Origin of the sequence: Thalassolituus alkanivorans, assembly GCF_020447205.1 — a bacterium.
Lineage (GTDB): Bacteria > Pseudomonadota > Gammaproteobacteria > Pseudomonadales > Oceanobacteraceae > Venatoribacter > Venatoribacter alkanivorans.
Window position 1 is genome coordinate 209938 of sequence record NZ_JAJAEL010000011.1, and the last position, 21194, is coordinate 231131.

A 21194-nucleotide genomic window follows, 5' to 3' on the forward strand; every position below is an offset into this window, starting at 1 on the left:
TTACTGGAGCGGTTCTATCCGGAAGTAACTACCCGGTTGCAGCGAAAGATTATTCATAACCAAACGGCCACTTTGCCCTTGCTGAATTAAACCATCACCGACACGAATGGCATTGATATTGGCATCCATACTCTGATTAAGAATACCGATATGCAGACCTTTACTGGTCTGGTCGATCGTTTGCGACACAGAGACATTATTCAGAACAACTTCGGCGGTCAGTACAGGATCAGGATCACCATTATTTACCGCAGGGTCGTCTTTAATGGTGAGGTCAAAGCTGGTTGTTCCTGCGATGGTAAGATCCATCTGCATGCCCTGAGCGCCAGAACCCGGCAAGGTATAGATCTGCTGCTCTATACTGCCACCATTCAGATTAAGATTTTCGATTGCATATGATCCCATGCTCAGAGATTCATTACTGCCGTCTCCGGAGCTCAAGGTCAGCGCACCAATAATCAGATCCAGATCACTGACACCATAAATGGTAGCATCGATACCTGTTGAATAACCGTTATCGGTAAAATCCGTCTGATAGTTAATTTCACCATTAGTGCGCAGCTGGACATTGCGCATATTCAGGCGCTGATCTCCTGTGCGGTAAAACGCACTACCAATATTAAGATCTGCGTTAATAACACCTTTCAAACCATCGACACCAGGCGTGTCATTCGCGGCAATCGTGATATAACCGGTATTAATAGTAATATCGGAATAGCCCACATCGCCAAAATTATTGGCACCAAAAATGTTATTTCCGGCAGGGTCCAGCAGCGAAATATTTTTGATTTCAAAGCTGCCACTGGTTTCACCAAGTTCCAGTTTTAATTTGTCACTATCGCCTGTCAGGAACAACTCACTACGAAATTCCGATTGTCCGGTTGCAGGCAAAAATACAACATCCGAAGAAAAAGTCAGGCCATCCTCATCAAACTGATAGGTCAGACCACTACCCGCTTCCATCACGGTACGGAAAGCAATTTTAGAGCCGGCAACATCATTGAGGAGTACCGTCTCCAGGTAACTGTTACCAACAAATTCCCAGACCGAAAAACGCATAGCTCCGAACAGAGTCCGCCCACTAAGGGATATCTCACCCAACTCCAGATCCAGTGTATTAATATCGCTGCTGCGGATGCTGACGTTACCGCCACTGTCGACATCAATATCTGTACGGATCGTATCGACACCAATCATATTGCCCGCGCCATCGGTTTCGATGGTGCGTAATTTCAGACTGCCGATTTCCAGATAATCTTTACCTTTACCGTCTTTATCGTTTTCAGTAAACCGGATGGCCCCTGTTGTCAGAAAATCACCATTCGGATCCTGCGTAGTCATTTCAATAGTAATACCCGATTGCCCCGATACGGCAGCCATAAACTCATCACCGAGAGGCTGCATCGCCATAAGAGGCGAACTTCCTGCGATCACAAAAGAGAACGTAACCAGGTTGCGTAAAGTCATATCAATGTCCCTCAACCTGTAAATAACTGTTATTGGTCAGGTTCATCTGAATATCCATCGTGCCGATACTCACCGGATTTACAGCGGTGGCCACCTTATCACTGCGCTGCAGGGTAACATCCTGCATCAGCATATTTGCCGTTACGCCACTGGCTGCATCAGTATTATCAAAATCAAAAACCAGCCCACGCTGACCATCAACATTCATACGCATGCCTTTGACGCTGAAGTCGCTTAACAGGCTGATATTTGCTGACATTTCAAATACATTCGGGTTGGGATAAGAGCCATCCACCTCACCGGCGATATACACGTAATCAAAGTGAGAACCTTGTTTCAGCACAGCATCAAATTCGAGGCCATATTCACTGGCACCCCGGGCATTTTTAATCAACAGATAACCACCGGGAGTCAACACGATATTCCGTAACGCAGCACTATTAAGAACATCATCACCAACCCGGGCGTTATAGAAATTGATATTGCCACCGGTCGTAGTAGGAAGGCCCATACGTAAACCTTCGCCAACTAAGTCGAAGGTAATATCTTTAAGGAAAAGACCCCCACCATTAGGGTCGCGAGGGTCGCTAAAATCGACGGTAGTAGTAAAACGGGCGCCGTCATCTTCGATATATGTTTCATAAGACATCGAATTAGGAATATCCAGATCCAGCGTCAGGCCATTACCATCAAAGCCGCCGGCATACAGGTAAGTAACCATAGAGTCGCCAGCGCCTATCTGGAAATTGCCCTGTCCAAAACCACCAAGGGAATATTCATTGATGGCAATGGATCCTATTTCCACCTCAACCGGCAGGTCACGATTGGTGAACACCAGCGCCTTACGGCCACCAACATCTTTTACTTCAAGATCAACCTGAACCGGCCGGTTGGTTTGGGTGTAAACGCGGATTGGCGACATAGAAATACTGCCCACGGTGCCATCTGCACCCAGGCCGTCGTCGTCGATATAAGAAATGGAATCAATACGCGCGTCGTATTCCGACGTATAACGCAACCCCTGAGCCTGACCTGTCACTTCCGACAGCGAGCTTTCATCCAGCGCTTCAAGCGCAAGAGCAGGTGAACCGGCCATCATTGTGGCCAGGATGAGACAGCACTTTGATGCCATCTGACTCTCCCTAATTTTTTATTGTTGTTATACGTACGGACTAGCGGTGATACGAACGTGCAAGATACCAGAACCAAAACAGCCGTTCCACTTATATGCTGGACGATTGTTTTACTTCAAACACGAAAAAATAAGAAAAAAACATTAATATTCAACCACTTAGATAGCAGCTAAACATTATGTAAAGTTCGCAGAAATTGGCCAGATTGCGTCAATCGGAAGCAGCAAGCTCAGGCGTCAGGCAGGCAGAAAAAAGCATGGGTTACATGGCGCCAGAAAGTGGCCCGAGGCAACAAATCAGGAGGGGGTTCCGGGCGGATCTGGCCACCCGGAGATCAATAGAATCAGCCCTGCGACAACAGCTCGCGCAAATCCAGAATGGCGGCGTTGGCACGGGAGATATAAGACGCCATTACCAGAGAGTGGTTGGCAAACAGACCGAAGCCACTGCCATTAAGAATCATCGGTGCCCACAGCGGCTCCTGGGTTGCTTCCAGCTCACGGATAATCTGCCGCAGGCTGACCAGCGCATTCTTCTTATCCAGCACGTCACGGAAATCCACTTCAATCGCACGCAGGATATGCGACAGCGCCCAGGCCGTACCGCGCGCTTCATAAAACACATCATCCAGCTGCGTCCATGGGGTTTTCACTTCCTGATCGTAATCCGCCGGCGTTGACTGACTGGCGGCACTGTCGCCGGCCAGATCGGTGTTCAGACGGCGCTTGCCCACAGAAGCACTCAGGCGCTGCGACAGGCTGCCCAGGCGGGTTTCCACATCAAACAGCCACTGGCGCAGGTTATCGGCGCGGGCATAAAACTGTGCCGTCGGTTCTTTCGGATCAGCCAGACGGTGCAGGTAGTTATCCAGTGCTTTCAGGCCGCGCTCGTATTCCGCTTCAGAAGAAGGAACTGCCCAGCTGTTGTTATCAAAGTGCAGCTGTGGCTCCGCCACCGACAGATCCTTATCTTCGGTGGACTGACTTTGCGAGCGGCTGAAGTCTTTACGCAGGGCACGGGTAAAGTCACGCACCTGAATCAGCACGCCGTATTCCCAGTTAGGGATATTGTCGAGCCACAAGCCCGGTGGGAAAACATCATTGCTCAGATAGCCTCCCTGCTTGTTCAGCAGAGCCGCCGTAACTTCCATCAGCGTTGCGGTGGTCGTAAAACCAACCACCGGCTCAACGCCCATCGCCTCAGCACGCTGCATAGCGCGCTCGCGCACCGGGAACATATCCGGCTCAGAGCTCCACAGAAATCCCAGAACAATGCATACCAGCAGATACACCACCAGCCCCAGCAGTACCGCGCTGCGTACCACACCACCATCAGTCCACCAGTCCTGCAGACGCTCACGCATATCCAGAATTTTGTTCTGCAACTGCCCCTTCATATCTTCCTTTCCTTTGTCTGTATCGCAAAAAACAGCAGCAAGCCTACCCGCCACCGCCCGTTCGGACAAGCTGCACACAGCTGATATACTGCGGCAACTCAATTAGTCTGTACCGCTTTGGCGGTTAACCCTGTCAGCCGAGGCCAGGCCATGTCCGCCAGTCAGAATTCCCCAGCCCAGAGCCACAGCGCACTCAGCCACAGCGAACTGAGCCATCGCTATCAGCGTATTCTTGAGGCGATGTCTGAAGGTGTCTACGGCCTTAACGCTGCAGGCCACGCGACTTTTGTAAACCCGGCGGCCGAACGTCTGACCGGCTGGAGCCAGGCCGAAATCGAAGGCCAGAGTATCCACCGCTTTCATCATCACAGCCATGTGGATGGCCGCCATTATCCGCAGGAAGATTGCCCGATTTACCAGACCCTGCAGACCGGCATCACCGCCTACAGCGATCAGGAAGTCTTCTGGCGCAAAGATGGCAGCTGGTTTCCGGTGGAATATTCCAGCACAGCCATCATCGACAATGGGGTTATCACCGGCGCCGTGGTGGTGTTCAAAGACATCAGTGAACGCCTGCAACATCAGCGCTCACTGCAGGCTGCCCTTGATCAGGTAGGTCAGCTGCAGCGCCAGCTGCAGGCCGAAAACCAGTACCTGCAACAGGAGCTGCGTGATCAGCAGGGCGAATCGGAACTGCTCGGCCAGAGCGATGGTATGCTGCAGCTGCAGCACAGCATTCGTCAGGTCGCGCCTACCCCCAGCTGCGTGCTGATTCTGGGCGAAAGCGGCAGTGGTAAAGAACTCGTCGCACGCAGTCTGCATCAGCAAAGCCCGCGTGCAGCCAAACCCATGGTGCGGGTGAACTGCGGTGCCATGGCCGAAAACCTGCTCGAGAGTGAACTGTTCGGCCACGAACGCGGTGCCTTTACCGGCGCCCACCAGCGCCGTATCGGCCGCTTTGAACAGGCCGACGGCAGCACTCTGTTTCTCGATGAAATCGGTGAATTATCCGCCGCCGCTCAGGTAAAACTCCTGCGCGTGCTGCAGGAGGGTGAAATCCAGCGTCTGGGCAGCCAGCACACCATTAAGGTAGATGTCCGTATCATTGCCGCCACCCACCGCGATCTGGCTGCCATGGTACAGAGTGGTCAGTTCCGCTCCGACCTGTATTTCCGCCTCAATGTCTTCCCTTTGCACGTACCGCCTCTGCGTGAACGCCAGGCTGATATCCCGCTGCTGGCCACCCACCTGCTGCAGCGGCTGGCCAGCCGTCTGAACCGCAAGGCGCCGGCCCTGCAACCGGCACAACTGCGCCAGCTGATGAACCATCCCTGGCCGGGTAACGTGCGCGAGCTGGCCAACGTGCTCGAGCACGGCCTGATTCTCAGCAGCGACCAGCTGCAACTGCCGCTGTTACAGAGCATGACCAGCCTGCAGGACCACAACGGGCAGGAGACAAAGCCACTCCCTCTGCAGGAAGCCGAGAAGCAGCATATCCTGCGCGCCCTGAACTATTGTGGCGGTATGATCGGTGGCGATAAGGGCACCGCGAGACTGCTGGGCCTGCCGGTTTCCACCCTGCGCTCACGCATGAAAAAGCTGGGCTTACTGTAACAAGAAGCGACATATCGCACAAAACCATATATCGACTCCGGATATCGTTTTCGTATCTGAGGTAATGACCAGAACCCCAGTATTTATGCGCCCTGAATAACTGGTACGCCGGTTGCCATAGGAGCCTGTCAAAGATTTTCACAGGTTCTGATGGTTATGATCCCCCGCATTCCCCTGCTCTCCGCCTTGTTCACCGCCGCCCGCCGCCGCCACGACAACCGTATCCCCCTCCATATGATTGACGAGCCGCCACACCGGGTGCGTCTGGCCAGCGGCCTGTTCCGCAACTGGCGCCGTGCTGTTGGCTGGCCGCTGCTGGCAGTGTTCTTTATCACCCCATGGCTCAGCTGGCAGGGCAAACCTGCGGTGTTTTTTGACCTCAATGCTCAGCAGTTTCATATCGGCGGCTGGCTCCTGTGGTCGGAAGATCTGTTGCTGCTCAGTGGTCTGCTGATCGGCAGTGCCTTCGCCCTGTTTTTTGTTGCCATGTACGCCGGCCGCCTGTGGTGTGGCTTCAGCTGTCCGCAGACGGTGTGGACCTTTATGTTTATCTGGCTGGAAGAGAAAATCGAAGGCTCACGCCAGATGCGCCGCAAGCTGGATCAGGGTAAAGGGACCCGCCAGCAGAAGGTTCGCAGGGCACTGAAGTTTGTTGCCTGGGGATTGCTCAGTCTGGCGACCGCCATAACCATCATTGCCTACTTCTACCCGCTGGCGCAGTGGTGGAGTGATGTTATCCAGGGAGATATCAGCAGCGTTGCTATGTTCTGGCTGATCCTGATCAGCACCCTCACCTTTCTCAACGCCGGCTGGCTGCGTGAATCGGTCTGCACCCATATGTGCCCCTATTCCCGCTTTCAGTCGGTGATGTTCGATAACCAGACCCGCACCGTACGCTACGACAGCGCGCGTGGCGAACCCCGGGGTAAGCACAACCCTGACAATACCAACAGCGGCGGCGATTGCATCGACTGCGGTCTGTGTGTGCAGGTCTGCCCGACCAATATTGATATCCGTGACGGTCTGCAGATTGCCTGTATCGACTGCGGTGCCTGCATCGATGCCTGTGACAAAGTAATGCTGCAAACCGGTCGTGCCACCGGCCTGATCACCTATCAGCCAGAGCAACAGCTGAGCCCGCTGCAACGCTGGCGTCTGTGGGGTTATGGCGCACTGGCACTCAGTGCCTTTGCCGTCATTCTGGTCACAACCTTGCAGCAACCTCCACTGAGTGCCAGCCTGGAGCGCGACCGCCTGGCTCTGTACCAGCTGACACCGGACGACACCCTTATCAACCGCTACACCCTGAAGCTGCACAACCGCAGCCAAGACGCTATGCAGCTGACGGTTTACGATCAGCAGCAGATCCTGTTGCACACCACCCTCAGCGCCGGTCAGCGCGCCGCCCACAGTCTGGATATCGAACGCACCACCGACACCCCAAGCCAGGCGCTGGAGTTACGTATTGAAGACCAGCGCAGCGGCTATCAGCAGGAACTGCCAGCGCGCTTTACCAACCCCAGAGTGCGTACCACCAGCCTCGCGGCAAACAATTAAGGGCCCGATCAACGCCCACAAAAAAGCCCGTATGGAGTTCCATACGGGCTTTTTTTAAGACCGGTTAAAAGCGTCTGTTACATACGATAGTTCGCCTGGAAAGACAGACCCAGTGCATTCACGTCGAATTCACCTTTCAGGTTGTCGGCGCCTTTCTGCTCATCGTCCAGATCGTAGTTGTACTCGTCGATCTTGGATTTATCGATAAACAGGTACGCCACGGCCGCATCAAAGCTCCAGCTGTCGTTCAGGTTGTAGGTGGCACCTGCAGTCAGCCACTGACGGTCGTTATCCGGTACACGCGCAGTACGGTGCTCGTCCTTAACCGGTGAAGCGTCAAAGGCGTAACCGGTACGCAGCGTCCAGTCCTGATTCAGGCTGTACTCAGCACCCACAGAGTAAGACCAGGTGTCATGCCATTTTTCAACGATATGGCCAACGTAGTTCTCACCCAGACCACTCAGGTCATCGATGATGCCGGACTTGGTCGCGATCACATCGAAGTATTTGAACGAAGACCAGTCAGTCCAGGTGGCACCGGCCAGCAACTGCAGACGGTCATCCAGCTTATGCGCGATGCTGAAGGTCGCAGAACGCGGGCCGGTCAGAGGTACACGGGAGTCCTGCTTATCGACTTTACCGGTGTATGTGTTGGCCGGATTGTAACTGCCAGTTGCTGCGGCAATAGCTGCATCCGCCAGAACAATACCGTTGTCATCCGGATCCAGTAGTGGATGACCTTTCAGGTCTGCATTGTAAACTTCAACGCCATTAGACTGCTTAAACTCAGACTTACCTTCCAGATCAAAGTCGATCTCAGAGCGGTAAGCAAAGCCCAGTGTGGTCGACTGGCTGGCATCCCACATGACACCGAAGTTCCAGCCATAACCGATATCATCGCCTTTGACTTCAAACTTGTTTTCGTAACCTTTGTACTGAGGATCGGTAGCACCAGGAGCGCCATAAGGAATTAGATCCAGTTCTTTGCTCAGCAGACCCTGAGCGTAAACAATATCAATACCCACACCGAATGACAGGGTATCGCTCAGCTGATAAGAGAAGGTTGGCTGAATATCAATGGCAGACAGCTGAGTCTCATCGGCAAAACCGCCGGCCAGAGAGCCGCTTTTGTAATCCGTTGCGGTACCGAACGGCGCGAAAATGCCCAGGCCCACGGCCGCTTTGTCATCCAGCTTGTGCACGATATAGCCAAACGGAATGACTTTATCCGGCATAAAATCGCCACCGTCGTTATACACACCGGCTTCAGCAGTATCGCTGGTCACCAAACCAGTCGGGTTGGTGCGTACACCTTCAAAGCTGCCTTCCAGCTGCAGATAAGTAAAACCAAAGCTGGCCTGGGAGCGCTCAAGACGGCTCATACCGGCCGGGTTAAAGAACACCACAGAAGCATCGTTGGCAACCGCTGCGCTACCGGCAAAGGCACGGCCGGCGCCACTGGCGCTTTGCTCATTAATTTTAAAACCGGAAGCCTGAACACCGGCGCTGAACAGGGAAGCTGCCGCTACGGCAACCGCCAGAACGGATGGTTTATTGAACATCTGAACACCTTGCTGAAACGCTATGTGAACCGCCCGGTCAGGAGGACCCCACAGGCGGAATAACCGACGGATTTATTACTGTTCGTCGAATGCGGCGGCAGTATGCCAGCACAAAAACGGCCAATTTGTATCAGTTAGTAATCATTGGGTAACTTATTGAAACAAATTAGGCTTCAAATGACTTTTTTGAACATCCATGTTCAGTATTGAAAAAAACACCACGGAACCTGTGCGCCATTGCAGGGTCGGCGCAACGCCAACACAAGCTCTGCACAAAATCATGGCGGGGTCGTATGCGCGAACCGACCACAGGTATACTGCCGCTTTTGCCGGAATAATCAGTCATGAGCTCAGCAGCTATACATTCTGCAATCGGCCCCACCAGCGTGCAGCCCGTCGCCATTGCACGTACACCGTTTGCCGAAAAATTTGCCATACCGCGCCAGCCACAACTGGCATCGGCTGCACGGGCGGTGATTGAACTGCTGCCTCCTTACAATCAGCCGGAGGCCCTGTTTGGGCTGGAGCAGGTCAGCCATATCTGGCTGCTGTTTCAGTTCCATCAGGCACCGGCCGATGATCCTGCAGCACCGCGGCTGCGGGTACGGCCACCGCGTCTGGGCGGCAACGAGAAACTGGGCGTATTCGCCACGCGCAGCACCCACCGCCCCAACGGTATTGGCCAGTCAGTGGTCAGGCTGGAAAAAGTGGAAGGCACGCGATTGTGGGTATCCGGTGTCGATCTGCTCGACGGCACGCCAATCATCGATATCAAACCCTATGTGCCCTACGCCGACAGCATCGCAGACGCCGACAATGGCATCGCCAGTGAGGCACCGGCCACCATCAGCGTCAGCTGGCAGCCAGAGGCTTTAGCGGCAGCACAGCAACAGGCACAAAGACTGGGGGAAGACGTGGCAGCACTGATTGAACAGTGCCTGGCTCAGGACCCCAAACCGGCCTATCAGCAGCCCGATCCGGAGCGTCGTTATGGTGTGCGGTTCTGGGATATTAATGTGGTCTGGCATTACCCGCAAAGCGGCGGGATTTGTGTTCTGTCGGTTGAGACTGACGGAGCCGTATAAGCACCGCCACAGCGCCGACATCCGCACTCAGCGTAAAAAATACAGCCGCTGTTTAAAAGATGTCAGGCCACGGGCCTTAAAACGTGGCTCCTGTTCAATCAGTTCACGCTCATCGGCCAGGTTCAGCGTATACAACGCATCGTAGTGAGCATGTACTTCGGCGTCACTGAGGGCAAACGGCGGGCCGTCCATCTGACTCTGATCATAATCGAGGGTCACCAGCATCTGCGGTGCGCCATTACTGATGCTGTGCAGGTGCTGGCTGTATTGCCGGCGCATGCTTTCCGGTAACGCCACCAGCGCCGCACGGTCATACACCGCATCAATATCGCCACCCAGTTCGCGCTGCAGTAATTCCCGGCTGACGTTAAAGAAATCACCGGCAATCAGTAAGACGCCGTCGCCACGATAAAACACCTGCTCACCTTCACGGCTTTTATTAATGGCGATCTTCAGCTCCGCAGTCAGCTGAGCGGCCAGTTCGTCCAGCGCAATTTCACTCAGCTCAATGCCAACCACGCTGTAACCGGCTTCACGCAACCAGAACAGATCCAGAGTTTTTCCACACAGCGGCAACAGCACTTTGCTGCCTGCGGCCAGATGCATATCCGGCCAGTATTTCAGCAGCACTTTATTCACCTCGTCGAGATGAAAACCAATCTCTTTTTTTGACCATTTGTCGTGCCAGAATTCGCTGTGCATAAATACCCCATCTGCCAATCTCAACACGCCGACAATGCGACGCAAAGGTTGTTTATAACCGATCAGACATACTTATTCCAATCCGACTCTGGTCGCCTCTGCCGGTCTGCCTATTCCGCAGCTTTATCCGACCAGACCGCCAGCTCATTGCCACCGGGCTCAGAAAAATGGAAACGCCGGCCACCGGGAAAGCTGAATACCGCCTTTGTTATTTGCCCGCCAGCCGCTTCCACCCGTGCCAGACAGTTTTCCAGCTCCGCAGAATAAAACACCAATAATGCACCGGCCGCCGGAGTTTTATCCCGGTCCAGATAAAAACCGCCGTCGAGCCCGGCTTCGCCAGCAAAGAACGCACTGTACTCCGGGCCATAGTCCTGAAATGTCCAGCCAAAAACCTGCTGAAAAAAGGTTTTACTGGCCGCCAGATCGCAGCTGGAAAACTCAACGTAATTTAATTTTTCCTGCATATATACTCCCTGTATCAGATACTGTCTGACTGTGAATAAAGTCCATCAACATAGCCTGAATAACGGCCACAAAAAAGCCGGAATAAATCCGGCTTTTGAAACGATCCATTTCCTGACTCAGGCTTTTTTGGTGTAAGCACTGATAATCACAATACGCGTACCGTTGACCCGACCTTCAATATGCTCCGGGTTATCAGTCAGGCCAATACCACGCACCATGGTGCCGCGCTTGGCAGTAAAGTTGGCGCCTTTTACATCCAGGTCTTTGATCAGGGTAACGTTATCACCGGCCTGCAATACAGCACCGTTGCTGTCGCGGGTTGGCTCACGGTCATCATCGGCTGCTGCGGCACTGGTTTCTGCCCATTTGCGGGTGTCGTCTTCCATATACATCACGTCAAGCAGATCCTGCGCCCATGGCTCAGCCGACAGACGCTTCAGCATACGGTAAGCCAGCACCTGTACCGCAGGAACCTGGCTCCACATGCTGTCATTCAGGCAACGCCAGTGGTTAGCATCCGGCTCAGCCCCTTCAACCTGGGCTTTACAGGTCGCGCAGAGAACAACACCGCTGTCGACGGTCAGCTGGCTGTGTGGCGGCACCAGAAAAGGGGAAAGATCGTTGGCAGAAGTACACAGCTCACACTGATTAGCCGCGCGCTGCAGCAGACTTTGTTCGATGGACATAAGCATTACCCTTAAATTAAGGCGGGCTATTATGCACAAAAACACCCTTTTTGTCGCCTGTGTCAAAAACTGTAAAGCCCCATCAGGGCGTAATGCTGTTAACTTAAAGTTTTAAATCATTTTGAAACGCCCAATGCCTCACAGGGGAACTTATCCCCTTGCCGGCGGGCCGACCCCAGCTTCGCGCTGTGCAGGCCTTTCTCCTCCATTCAGACCACCTCGGTCACGGCAACGCGGATAATGGGCCATCCATGGCCCTATCCGCTCGCTCTGCATCCCTGCAGAGACGCACCGGCTCGGTGTTCTTCATTCCGGCGTCCTGCAGGCGCATTCATTATTCCGCTCAGCGGCTTTTCAAAACGGACATTTTCAGCTGGAAGAAATGACGTTGCGGCTGAGATAAACCGCGCCTCTGGGCCCGCCGCCATGAACGATGATTTTTACGATCTGACTGGCATGGATGCCAGACAAGCGTATGTGGCCATGGATGGCCAATATACGCGTGGTCAGTAAAAAACGAGTGAATAAGGATTACGGGCCAGAAAGCGCAAAGCAGGGGCCCGGGGAGAAGTTCCCCGGATTGGGGCGCAGGGGCTTGCCCCGCAAAGGCTGTTCAAATGCAGTCAGCGCTGGCTGGTTGCTTAATTGAACAGCATTACCGCGCGAGCGGGGTTTTGTTTGCATCCTTTAATCTGGATTCAGTTCATCTGCAGAGCAGCAATATCGGGGAAGCGTTCCTGCCAGCCGTCGATCAGGTCATGTTGGTCGATATCCCACGGATGGAAGCCATCCTGGAAGAACAGACGCATCGACTTCAGGTTGTCACGCAGAATGCCTTTTTTACCCCAGAAGAATCTTGTCGCTTCAACCCACTCTCGCAGACTGGGAAAATGTCGGTCAGCTTTCAGCATCAGGAACTGATAGTACGCCAGACGAGAGAACAGGCCGATAATGGAAATAAACATCACGCGTTTGCGCAGTTTTTCGTTATTCACTTTCAGACGGTAAATATCGAAGGCCACCGCCTTGTGCTCGATTTCTTCCACCGCGTGCCAGATCAGCATCTGGCGGATGGTCGGATCAACGTCATCAAGAATTTCCGGATTTTTCAGCAGAAACTCGGCCATGGAGGCGGTGAAATGCTCCATCGCTACCGTGAGTGCCAGCTGACGGCCACGACCCAGCGTGCGCTTAAGCATGGCTACCCGTTTCTGTAGCCGGGCCGTAATTTCGTGCATCGGAAAGCCCATCTGGTCGATGGTATTGTTCAGCCCTTCATGGGAGTGGCCGTGGTGTGCTTCCTGACCGATAAAACCGCGGATCTGCGCCAGCAATACCGGGTCTTTGATTTCGTTCTGATAGTTACGCACCGAGTGAATAAAGAAGCGCTCGCCATCCGGGAACAGTGCCGACAGCGCATAAAAAAACGTGCTGACCAGCGAGTTATCTTTAAAGGTGTACTTACGCATCGGCGCGGCGGTATCGAACGCCATGCGCCGTGGTTTGATTTCTACCGACTGTGATTTATTGTTGTGCTCAGTCATGGTGTTACTCCAGAGATAGAACAGGGTCTGCCGGCAACCTGAGCCTTATAACGCGACGGATCGAGGGAGGCTGCAGACAGGTTATTGCTGTAACCGGGTACAGCGTCGTTGTCATTTAACATTAGCCGGATAAAAGTGCCGGATAACAGTGGCCAGATAAGACATCCTGACATGCTCAGCACTATGACATACTCGGGCAACTGTCCCCCGGTGATAAGCTTGCAGTCTCCAGTGCAAAAAGCGCAAACGCAGTCGTCGGAGCAGATCCCCGACGGATACAGCAATACCGGCACAAAAAAGCAAAAACAATAACCGCAGAAACAGGCATAACATCAGGCATGAAGACCATCGGCACCGGCGCCTACAGCATCTCCTCCGACTATCTGATTCTGCTGACCGAACTGGCGTTCGAGCGCGGCATATCGGCCGCCGATCTGTTGATTGATTCAGGCCTGCCAGAACAGATTCTGTTCCAGCCCGGCGTGCCCGTTGGCCATGAATCCTGCCTGAAGGTTATTGAACGCTTCTGCCGCCTGACCAATGACCTCGGTATCGCGCTGGAATACGGCAAGCGCATGACCCTGTCCAAGCATGGCGCCCTGGGCTACGCCGCGCAGTACAGTGCCACCATGGGCGATGCGGCATTAAAGGTGATGCGCTATGTTGAAACCCGCGCCCAGATTTTCGAAATCGCCCGCGCCAGCAGCGAACATCACCGCCACCTGACCATTACCCCGCGTTTTGATAATCCGGTTGCCGGCCCCTTTATTACCCTGGCCTTTCTCAGCAGCGTTGAAACCATCTGCCGCACTCTGGTCGGCAGCTATGGCCTGACGGCTGAAAGCTGCATCCGCATGGTCTGCCCGACCGATCTAGCACAGCAAAACACCCTGCCGCATTGCAGCGTAATCGGAGAACAGCGCGACAACAGCCTGACCTGGCCAGCCGATGCACTGGAACATCCACTGCCCTTTTTTAACCCGGAGCTGGAAACCCTCGCCGAGCAGCAACTGCAGAACGCACTCACCAGCCTGACCCAGAGCGGCTCTGTCAGCGGCAAAGTACGGGAAATCCTCAACGACCGGCTGCAGGATATGCCCACCGTTGAGCATGTGGCCTCCATGCTCTGCATGTCGGCCGCCACCCTTAACCGCAAACTCAAAGCCGACAGCAGTAGTTTTCAGCAGCTGAAAGACGATGTCCGCTACCGCCACGCCCAGCGTCTGCTGAAGCAGGAAGATCTGGCCATCGACCTGATCGCCGAGCAGCTGGGCTACAGCGACGCCAGTAACTTCGCCAAGGCCTTCAAAGCCTGGTCCGGCGTATCACCCTCGCAATACCGGCAAAGCGCCTGAATCCGGGCGGTTACAGCAACCGATAGCTAAAAAGAATTAAGATCCCCCTACCTATAAACTCTTTTAACTGGTCACATTCCCGGCTTTTCCGTATCTAAGGCCCCTTTCGCTCCGCAACGGCAGATACTCTCTATGCGCAAATCTCATGGCCCGGCCAAAAATTCCGGCTCCACCTTCGGAAAAAGCAAACAACGCCCGGCCAAAAGCCAGAGTTCGCGCCCGCCGCAGAAACAACGCCAGAGCCGTGCCGCTTCAGGTTCAGCTAACGGCCGCCGCGGCAGCGGTGATGAAGCGCGTATTATCCAGCTCTGGTCACAATGGCAGTCACAGGCGGTAAAACCGCCGCTTGATCGCTGGCTGCGTGGCCAGCTGCGCGCACCGCGTCAGGCCGACAGCGCCGACAACAGCCGCGCCCTGAGCGAAGCCATGTTCAGCGCCCTGCGCTTTCAGCAACTGGCCTGTGCACTGGAAGATATGCTGAACGAACGCAACGGCGTCAGCGCCAGCCATGCCGCAGAGCACGACTGGCAGAGCTGGGATGAGCAATGGCAACCCGCCGCCGCCGATACCATGCACCCCAGTGCGTTCTGGTACTGGATTCAGCTGCGCAGCCTGCAGCCCTGGAATTTCGTGCGCATGGTGCGCCAGGACGAACAACGTGCCCACCTGTTTGCCAGCATTGAACATCAGGTAAAAGCCAAACCTTTATCCCCGCTTGCCCTGCTCTGGCACGGCGTGCGTCCGACCTTTCTGCCGCTGCTGCAACAGCGCGCCAAACGCAGCCAGTGGTCAGACAGCGACCTGCAGCGTTTCCTGCAAATGCAGAATGGCTTCCCGCCGCTGTGGTTACGCATCAACGACCTGCGCCTGAACGAATTACCGACCGACGCACGGGAGCTGAAAGCCCTGCAACTGCGCCTGCAGGAAGAAGGCGTCAGCGCCCAGCTGCGTGACGACCACCTCTGCGCCAGCGGTGGCCGCGGCGTGAACAGCAGCGAGCTGTACCGTAACGGCGTGATCGAAATTCAGGATCTGGCCAGCCAGCAGATTGCCGCCGCACTCGATGCCCGCCCCGGCGATAAAATCTGGGATGCCTGCGCCGGTGCCGGCGGCAAAACCCTCGCTCTGGCAGCGAAGATGAACAACAAAGGCGCCGTAGTCGCCACCGACCTGCATCAGCACAAACTGGATGAATTAAAACGCCGCGCCAGCCGCGCCGGTGCGCGTAATGTGCGGACTTTTTTGTGGGATGCCACTGCACCACTGCGCCTGCCACAGGAAATTGCCCGCCAGCAGGGCTTCGACAAAGTTTTGGTCGATGCTCCCTGCAGCTCCGCCGGTACCTGGCGCCGCAATCCCGATGCACGCTGGCGCTTTAACAGCGCCGACAGCAGCGAACTGCAACAGATTCAGCGCAATATTCTGACCCAGGCCGCACCGGCCGTGCGCCCCGACGGCATACTGGTGTACGCCACCTGCAGCTGGCAGGTAAGCGAAAATGAAGACATCGTCAGCGCCTTCCTGCAGGCCAACCCGGCCTTCAGCCTGCAAAGCCAGCAAATGTTAGGTGCACCGGAAGATGACTGCGACTGTATGTTTGTAGCGGTGATGAAGAAGGCAGGCAGCTGAGCGGTTTTATAGCCGGAGTGACAGAGTGTCACTCCGGGCTGCAGCTTAATTGGTTAGTGTTTTAAGCTGTAATGTTGTAGCGATTGGGGCAGAGGGCTTAATGCCGCCAGCAGTGGCCGAGCATAGCGAGGTCCAGCGCACGTAGTGCGCGTAGCTGCCAGTCCTTGTTCATTGCTGCATGTAGCCTTTAAATTCTTGCAGACTATTAGCAATTTTAATTGCCGTATCTGGTGACAGGCCAATACACGGCATGTAAAACACCTCTTCGGATTCGTTTACTACCAAGAACTCACCGCCACCGTTGCCGCCAAATGTTAAGAAGCCAGGAGCATATTCGGTTATCTGATAATCACGATTAAATTCTTCCAGTTCTTCCGGCCGCCACAAGATATACCATTCTGGTTCTATTGCGAGCTCACCTTCGAGGTAGCCTTCTTCTAACCAACACTTCAGAACTTGTTTGATAGCTTCGATATTCATGATTGCCATTTAACGCCGCGCTCTGCGGCAAATTTGTAGCGCAGCGGAAAATTTGTCCGACAGCAGCGCTTTGTTATGCTTAGAACTCAAGTTTTTTACCCATGGCGGGTAATATTACACCCACCAACCGCCTCGAAAAGCCCTTATTTTCGTAGAAACACTTTAGTTTTAGCAGACATAGCAGCATATAAATATATCGTATCTCTTGGCACGATTCCTGCGAAAAGCTAGAGAGTTCATTTAATTTTAACTATTTGAGGATTACCCCATGCGAGATGTTTTTGATTCCACGAAACGAAGAGCGACGTCTGCGGCACAACATAACACTACTACAGCAAACCCTCACACTCTAGAGACAACGCAGAGAGCTATTAGGGATCGAGATCAAAATGTTGGTGGAAACAATCCGCACCGTCAATCTGTTGCGGCAGAACAACGAGCTGCTGTTTCGGGCGCGCAGTTCGAAGCACGGGTAGCTGCTTCTGCAGCTGTCGTCAATGCTGGCGGAACATTTGATGCTGGCCATCAGACAGCAATATTACAAGCCAAAACTGCAATGAAAAATGAATTCGAAGCGTCACTTAGCGAGCTTCGTAAAACAGCCCCACCCTTTATGCAAGACCAAATGAGAAATACCAGGTTGCAACGAGTAGGACGAGCAACGATGCCAGAAAGAGGTAGCATTGAGGATATAGACTGATATATTTACTGCATAACGTCGCAATAAAAGGCGAGCGTAAGCGAGTCCAGCCCACGCTTTTTGTGGGCGATTTTTCATTGCCTTGTTATGCATTAGCACGGCTCTGAGCTATAGACTTTGCCCTCTTTGGTGCTTACACCAAAGTTGCAACTATATGTTTTATCTTTTCTAAAGTCACACTCGAACACATCCTGACTCTTTGTCATTGTTCCGTCATTTATACATTCGTTGTATCCGGGTTCAGATTTCATTTTTTATATATTCCTTCAGCAGCATCGCCAGTAACAAAAAACGATATTCCTTATATATCATGTTTTTCACTTTCAGGAAGATGCCCCAAAAAAAACAAACAGATGTCCATCGATGGAATGCAGGACCAGATTTTTCACTTGAATCGCAGAAGAAAATAAGAAAATTATTAGAAGGATAGTTTTCATAGCTTTATGCACAACGCCTTTGTAATAGGCATTTTTGTGTAGTGTAGTTTGCGGTAAAGTGCGAAGCCACCGAAAAACTAAGCGAAGCAAAAAAAGCATATTGACAAAATTGTTATGAATTAGCATTCACCGGCTCGCTGTGACATACATAGGCCTTGATTGGGCTGCCAAAGCCCCCTGGGCATATTGGAAACTCCAACTCCATTATCAATAGGTTTTATGGTAATACCGTTAAGTAAACAAAATGTTAAAATTGACGCACCAAACAAAGCAAAGAAAACTCCTGGAGCAACATCCCTCAGGTTTAACTCCTGATGCTCCCCCGTTTTGATGCTGAGTTCTCCCTGCTTAGTTTGAACGACAAAAAATAATCGATAACCTAAATAAATGCAGAGAATTCCACCTAAAACAATAAGAATTCTGTAAATCATAAAAAGGTGTACATGGTCCATCTTATTCTCCAGTTGCCCTAACGCCTCAAACACCGGCTTGGTGAAGTTGGCGGCTTTTTTGCGCAAGCGAAAAAGGTGACAGCTTTACCAAGTCCGCGTACTTTGACTTGTTAGGCCGTGACTTTCGCACTGGCACTCTCCGCCTGGACAGCTAAAACTGCACCAGACATAAAATCTATTGCTGTAAGCCAGTGAGGCTCAGCCGTTTGACTTGGCTCGAGCATAATGACACCTTCAGCCCAATCTTCATCTACCCAGTAGCCAAGCGAGTTAATACAGTCATCTTCGGTAAAGGGCATTTCTGAATCCCGAGGCATGAAACGGAACTCACTTACTTCTTTGAACTCAATGACCAATGCCTTTGGAGTGTCTGAGCTGACCCAATCTCCATTTGAGCGTTGCCAATTTAATACTAACCTTCGGTGCTCAACAGAATAATCCAGATTCGTGAAATCGAAGTTATTATGCAAATCAAGTTCGTACCCTTCCAGCACAAGATATATTCCATCAACGATTTTAAAGTTTCGATTCATAGATTACTCGTAGGCCTAACGTTTGTGGCACAGGCGAGGAACGAATCCCGTGCCCGCACTTGCTACATTGCGGGTTCTACTCATCGCGAAGCCTATTTCTAGCGGCCTCTATAATTCGAAGCCAATTCTTGTCGAAGGGTTCAGCTAGTTGCTTCTCAAAGACACAAGTTAGATTCCAAAGGGCTCTTTCCTCTGCTTGGTCCTGAATAGAAAGCTTATCTTCATTTGAAAATCTAGAAAGGAAATCAAACAATACTAGAGCTTCATCCTTGGTAACTTTAAGAGTAACTTCGTCCATACATCCTTCATGCAATTAACGCCCGCCATCACCGGTGGCAAAACCGGAGCAGCGCGGAGATTTTGGCATCCGGTGCATGGGCTGGTTATGCATTTGGCACATCAAGCCTCAGCATCATTCCGCCTGGGCCCTCTTCCCGGTCAAGCCCAGGTAGCTTTTTCAATTCGCCGATTATTGCCAGGGCCTCATCATAAAGGAGTCCGATGTTAACGTTCCATTTCAGGTTATAGAACATTCTCTCCGACGAAATGTAGACGCGCACTGGATATACTGGTGGATCAGTCACTTCCCAGTGGGAAAGGATCATATTGTATGCAGCCATTGGGCTGGGAGGAATTTTGGCTTTAGAAAGCTTCACGTTGGCTTCATCTAGATATTCGTCAAAGTGTTCAAGAGTGTTGCGTACTTTGTGATTCAGTATTTCTTCCAGCTCTATATCGCCGATTAAGTCCTTTAACCTTTTCGCCCTTTCTTTCCTAAGACGGCTTTGCCCGCCCGACTCACCGTTCAACTTCGCAGATGGAGTTACAATCATCTTCTTGATGTTCGCCGCATCCGCAAGGATAGAGGCAATCACCGAGTGTAATTCAGGGCTAACCTGTAACAGGTAACCGCTTTCTGGGATCCTTGCTTCCTCAAAAAGATGCTCTGCTTTACGTATCAATGAGCTCGAAAGCCACCAAAGTTCATGGACGTACAGTGCTGAAAGCTTTCCATTATCGAAGGTTACGTCCGTCATTTGATTCCTTGGGCTCGATTGCTAATAAGTGCATAACAGTGTATTAGTGTGCGTGCGCATTTATCCTGAGCGACTCTTTCGAGAAAGCCTGCGTAATTCATTGACTCTTCTAAGAAATCTTTCATAACTTGAAAATCCCTTCCAGAAAAACGCGCACGCCTGTTAATTCCGGCTTTCTGTGCAGCTAACTTTACACCCGGCTTGTAAAGCCCTCCTGTAACCCTGAGGGAAAGCTATTGATTCATTTGACGTTTAAGTTACTACCCTCTGACAAAACGGGCAAGCGCGAATGCAAAGCGTGCCTGTTTTCAAAAGAATTCAAAAATATACTGTATATACATCAGTATCTCTTTACATTCAAAGTTACGAGATCGCCCACAGGAAAGCCGCCACTCATTGCTGAGCAGCGGCTTTCTTTACAGGCCATTTGGTGGGCAGTGCCCACCCTGCAATGCTAACGGGACAGCCACCCTCGGTGTGAAAAGCGGAATCGCGGAGAGGGTTTTCTGCGCCTCTGGGGCCGCCGCAGAAACCGCTGATATGTCTGGTCTGTCCGCAGGGATGCGGACAAGTGGCTCCGGCCATGGATGGCCGATGAGGCACGCGACCAGTAAATATCAAGGTTTCAAGGGTGACGGCCCAGAAAGCGCGAAGCTGGGGTCGGCCCGCCGGCAAGGGGATAAGTTCCCCTGGGAGGCAACAGGCCTGGATGTTAAAAACACTGTTTTTTGGTTATCGCCGGTGGGCAGTGCCCACCCTACCCGCTGATTAAAAAACCGTTAAGCCGTGAACGCTTTTCAGTAACCCGCCAGCGGCTCCAACCCCGCCACAGAACGGTTATGAACGCTTTTCAGTAACCCGCCAGCGGCTCCAACCCCGCCACAGAACGGTTATAGCGATACACCCAGGCGCGTCTCGTCAGCGTCCGCTGACCATTCTCTGCCATAACCTGCACTTGGCAGCGCACGCGCTGATACTCATGCGGTTGCGGAAACGCCGGACTGCATTCTTCATAGGCATCCAGCAATGGCAACAGAGTCTGCGGCTGGCGTAAGGCGTACAGGTCGCCATTGATCCAGTCACCGCGCGGATCACAGATCAGCCCCGGATAATGAGCCACACGATACAGACGGCCGCGGATCTGTGCCGGCCCGCACCAGCGCGCCTGTTGCTGCAATGCGCGGCGCAATTGCCGTAATGCCTGTTTATCGGCTGCGGCAGGCCACTTCGATTCATCCGCCAGCCAGTGCTGTTGCAGAGTACCGTAGACAAACAACCAGTCGTTCATGGCTGACTCTCAGAATTTTGCCTGCAGTGTAAAACGCCAAACTTAAAAAGAAAAATCGCAGAAAAAAAA

General features: G+C 52.8%; 20 protein-coding genes. 6 read left to right on the plus strand and 14 right to left on the minus strand.

Annotated elements, in window-relative coordinates; translation table 11 throughout:
* From LGT44_RS07555 to LGT44_RS07565, 3 genes are all read right to left on the minus strand, one after another.
* Complete coding sequence (locus tag LGT44_RS07555) at positions 1 to 1467, minus strand: DUF6160 family protein (RefSeq protein ID WP_230331474.1); 1467 nt, start codon at positions 1465 to 1467, stop codon at positions 1 to 3.
* A 1-nt stretch (position 1468) separates the two neighbouring features.
* Positions 1469 to 2599: a DUF6160 family protein gene (locus LGT44_RS07560; protein WP_230331473.1), complete on the minus strand. Its 1131-nt coding sequence runs from the start codon at positions 2597 to 2599 to the stop codon at positions 1469 to 1471.
* A gap of 344 nt (positions 2600 to 2943) precedes the next feature.
* Positions 2944 to 3996 carry a DUF2333 family protein gene (locus LGT44_RS07565; RefSeq protein WP_145469130.1) on the minus strand — a complete coding sequence of 351 codons (1053 nt, stop codon included), beginning with the start codon at positions 3994 to 3996 and terminating at the stop codon, positions 2944 to 2946.
* A gap of 150 nt (positions 3997 to 4146) precedes the next feature.
* Between LGT44_RS07565 and LGT44_RS19975 the strand changes: the two genes are divergently transcribed.
* Positions 4147 to 5610: a sigma-54 interaction domain-containing protein gene (locus tag LGT44_RS19975; protein WP_145469129.1), complete on the plus strand. Its 1464-nt coding sequence runs from the start codon at positions 4147 to 4149 to the stop codon at positions 5608 to 5610.
* Positions 5611 to 5766: 156 nt separating this feature from the next.
* Positions 5767 to 7167, plus strand: coding sequence for a cytochrome c oxidase accessory protein CcoG (gene ccoG, locus LGT44_RS07585; protein WP_230333550.1), 1401 nt, complete (start codon positions 5767 to 5769; stop codon positions 7165 to 7167).
* 77 nt (positions 7168 to 7244) lie between these two features.
* Here ccoG and LGT44_RS07590 read toward each other — a convergent pair whose 3' ends face one another.
* Positions 7245 to 8729, minus strand: a complete 1485-nt coding sequence (locus LGT44_RS07590) for an OmpP1/FadL family transporter (RefSeq protein WP_230331382.1) — start codon at positions 8727 to 8729, stop codon at positions 7245 to 7247.
* Positions 8730 to 9073: 344 nt separating this feature from the next.
* Here LGT44_RS07590 and tsaA point away from each other — a divergent pair, with 344 nt between their 5' ends.
* Positions 9074 to 9814 (plus strand): tRNA (N6-threonylcarbamoyladenosine(37)-N6)-methyltransferase TrmO, encoded by a 741-nt coding sequence (gene tsaA / locus LGT44_RS07595; protein WP_230331383.1) that lies wholly within the window; start codon positions 9074 to 9076, stop codon positions 9812 to 9814.
* Positions 9815 to 9841: 27 nt separating this feature from the next.
* Here the strand turns inward: tsaA and tmpT are convergent, their stop codons facing one another.
* From tmpT to LGT44_RS07615, 4 genes are all read right to left on the minus strand, one after another.
* Positions 9842 to 10516: a thiopurine S-methyltransferase gene (gene tmpT, locus LGT44_RS07600; protein ID WP_230331384.1), complete on the minus strand. Its 675-nt coding sequence runs from the start codon at positions 10514 to 10516 to the stop codon at positions 9842 to 9844.
* A gap of 110 nt (positions 10517 to 10626) precedes the next feature.
* Entirely contained in the window at positions 10627 to 10983 is a 357-nt protein-coding gene (locus LGT44_RS07605; protein WP_230331385.1) for a VOC family protein, read from the minus strand.
* 117 nt (positions 10984 to 11100) lie between these two features.
* A complete protein-coding gene (locus LGT44_RS07610; RefSeq protein WP_225691497.1) occupies positions 11101 to 11670 on the minus strand; it encodes a PhnA domain-containing protein in 570 nt (189 codons plus the stop codon).
* 698 nt (positions 11671 to 12368) lie between these two features.
* Positions 12369 to 13214 carry a metal-dependent hydrolase gene (locus LGT44_RS07615; RefSeq protein ID WP_225691003.1) on the minus strand — a complete coding sequence of 282 codons (846 nt, stop codon included), beginning with the start codon at positions 13212 to 13214 and terminating at the stop codon, positions 12369 to 12371.
* A 338-nt stretch (positions 13215 to 13552) separates the two neighbouring features.
* On the opposite strand from LGT44_RS07615, the gene LGT44_RS07620 reads away from it, so the two are divergent.
* Positions 13553 to 14569, plus strand: a complete 1017-nt coding sequence (locus LGT44_RS07620) for a helix-turn-helix domain-containing protein (protein WP_230331386.1) — start codon at positions 13553 to 13555, stop codon at positions 14567 to 14569.
* A 132-nt stretch (positions 14570 to 14701) separates the two neighbouring features.
* The gene (locus LGT44_RS07625; RefSeq protein WP_230331387.1) at positions 14702 to 16198 is read left to right on the plus strand and encodes an RsmB/NOP family class I SAM-dependent RNA methyltransferase; all 1497 of its coding nucleotides are present in this window, start codon (positions 14702 to 14704) and stop codon (positions 16196 to 16198) included.
* Between the two features lie 168 nt (positions 16199 to 16366).
* Here the strand turns inward: LGT44_RS07625 and LGT44_RS07630 are convergent, their stop codons facing one another.
* Complete coding sequence (locus LGT44_RS07630; RefSeq protein WP_230331388.1) at positions 16367 to 16678, minus strand: SMI1/KNR4 family protein; 312 nt, start codon at positions 16676 to 16678, stop codon at positions 16367 to 16369.
* Between the two features lie 268 nt (positions 16679 to 16946).
* Here LGT44_RS07630 and LGT44_RS07635 point away from each other — a divergent pair, with 268 nt between their 5' ends.
* Positions 16947 to 17378 (plus strand): hypothetical protein, encoded by a 432-nt coding sequence (locus LGT44_RS07635; protein ID WP_230331389.1) that lies wholly within the window; start codon positions 16947 to 16949, stop codon positions 17376 to 17378.
* 556 nt (positions 17379 to 17934) lie between these two features.
* Here the strand turns inward: LGT44_RS07635 and LGT44_RS07640 are convergent.
* From LGT44_RS07640 to LGT44_RS07660, 5 genes are all read right to left on the minus strand, one after another.
* Positions 17935 to 18267, minus strand: a complete 333-nt coding sequence (locus LGT44_RS07640) for a hypothetical protein (protein WP_230331390.1) — start codon at positions 18265 to 18267, stop codon at positions 17935 to 17937.
* A gap of 110 nt (positions 18268 to 18377) precedes the next feature.
* Positions 18378 to 18800 carry a hypothetical protein gene (locus LGT44_RS07645; protein WP_230333552.1) on the minus strand — a complete coding sequence of 141 codons (423 nt, stop codon included), beginning with the start codon at positions 18798 to 18800 and terminating at the stop codon, positions 18378 to 18380.
* 76 nt (positions 18801 to 18876) lie between these two features.
* Positions 18877 to 19098, minus strand: coding sequence for a hypothetical protein (locus LGT44_RS07650; RefSeq protein WP_230332163.1), 222 nt, complete (start codon positions 19096 to 19098; stop codon positions 18877 to 18879).
* A gap of 85 nt (positions 19099 to 19183) precedes the next feature.
* A complete protein-coding gene (locus LGT44_RS07655; RefSeq protein ID WP_230332164.1) occupies positions 19184 to 19837 on the minus strand; it encodes a hypothetical protein in 654 nt (217 codons plus the stop codon).
* Between the two features lie 850 nt (positions 19838 to 20687).
* Positions 20688 to 21125 carry a gamma-glutamylcyclotransferase family protein gene (locus tag LGT44_RS07660; protein WP_230332165.1) on the minus strand — a complete coding sequence of 146 codons (438 nt, stop codon included), beginning with the start codon at positions 21123 to 21125 and terminating at the stop codon, positions 20688 to 20690.
* Between the last annotated feature and the right edge of the window lie 69 nt (positions 21126 to 21194).

What these genes read in the sequence shown, in the direction of transcription:
- tsaA (WP_230331383.1), top strand. Translation starts at nt 9,074, where the DNA reads ATGAGCTCAGCAGCTATACATTCTGCAATCGGCCCCACCAGCGTGCAG.
- LGT44_RS07650 (WP_230332163.1), bottom strand. Translation starts at nt 19,098, where the DNA reads ATGGACGAAGTTACTCTTAAAGTTACCAAGGATGAAGCTCTAGTATTG.
- LGT44_RS07645 (WP_230333552.1), bottom strand. Translation starts at nt 18,800, where the DNA reads ATGAATCGAAACTTTAAAATCGTTGATGGAATATATCTTGTGCTGGAA.
- LGT44_RS07560 (WP_230331473.1), bottom strand. Translation starts at nt 2,599, where the DNA reads ATGGCATCAAAGTGCTGTCTCATCCTGGCCACAATGATGGCCGGTTCA.
- LGT44_RS07610 (WP_225691497.1), bottom strand. Translation starts at nt 11,670, where the DNA reads ATGTCCATCGAACAAAGTCTGCTGCAGCGCGCGGCTAATCAGTGTGAG.
- LGT44_RS07620 (WP_230331386.1), top strand. Translation starts at nt 13,553, where the DNA reads ATGAAGACCATCGGCACCGGCGCCTACAGCATCTCCTCCGACTATCTG.
- tmpT (WP_230331384.1), bottom strand. Translation starts at nt 10,516, where the DNA reads ATGCACAGCGAATTCTGGCACGACAAATGGTCAAAAAAAGAGATTGGT.
- LGT44_RS07555 (WP_230331474.1), bottom strand. Translation starts at nt 1,467, where the DNA reads ATGACTTTACGCAACCTGGTTACGTTCTCTTTTGTGATCGCAGGAAGT.
- LGT44_RS07640 (WP_230331390.1), bottom strand. Translation starts at nt 18,267, where the DNA reads ATGGACCATGTACACCTTTTTATGATTTACAGAATTCTTATTGTTTTA.
- LGT44_RS07655 (WP_230332164.1), bottom strand. Translation starts at nt 19,837, where the DNA reads ATGACGGACGTAACCTTCGATAATGGAAAGCTTTCAGCACTGTACGTC.
- LGT44_RS07590 (WP_230331382.1), bottom strand. Translation starts at nt 8,729, where the DNA reads ATGTTCAATAAACCATCCGTTCTGGCGGTTGCCGTAGCGGCAGCTTCC.
- LGT44_RS19975 (WP_145469129.1), top strand. Translation starts at nt 4,147, where the DNA reads ATGTCCGCCAGTCAGAATTCCCCAGCCCAGAGCCACAGCGCACTCAGC.
- LGT44_RS07615 (WP_225691003.1), bottom strand. Translation starts at nt 13,214, where the DNA reads ATGACTGAGCACAACAATAAATCACAGTCGGTAGAAATCAAACCACGG.
- ccoG (WP_230333550.1), top strand. Translation starts at nt 5,767, where the DNA reads ATGATCCCCCGCATTCCCCTGCTCTCCGCCTTGTTCACCGCCGCCCGC.
- LGT44_RS07625 (WP_230331387.1), top strand. Translation starts at nt 14,702, where the DNA reads ATGCGCAAATCTCATGGCCCGGCCAAAAATTCCGGCTCCACCTTCGGA.
- LGT44_RS07605 (WP_230331385.1), bottom strand. Translation starts at nt 10,983, where the DNA reads ATGCAGGAAAAATTAAATTACGTTGAGTTTTCCAGCTGCGATCTGGCG.
- LGT44_RS07660 (WP_230332165.1), bottom strand. Translation starts at nt 21,125, where the DNA reads ATGAACGACTGGTTGTTTGTCTACGGTACTCTGCAACAGCACTGGCTG.
- LGT44_RS07565 (WP_145469130.1), bottom strand. Translation starts at nt 3,996, where the DNA reads ATGAAGGGGCAGTTGCAGAACAAAATTCTGGATATGCGTGAGCGTCTG.
- LGT44_RS07635 (WP_230331389.1), top strand. Translation starts at nt 16,947, where the DNA reads ATGCGAGATGTTTTTGATTCCACGAAACGAAGAGCGACGTCTGCGGCA.
- LGT44_RS07630 (WP_230331388.1), bottom strand. Translation starts at nt 16,678, where the DNA reads ATGAATATCGAAGCTATCAAACAAGTTCTGAAGTGTTGGTTAGAAGAA.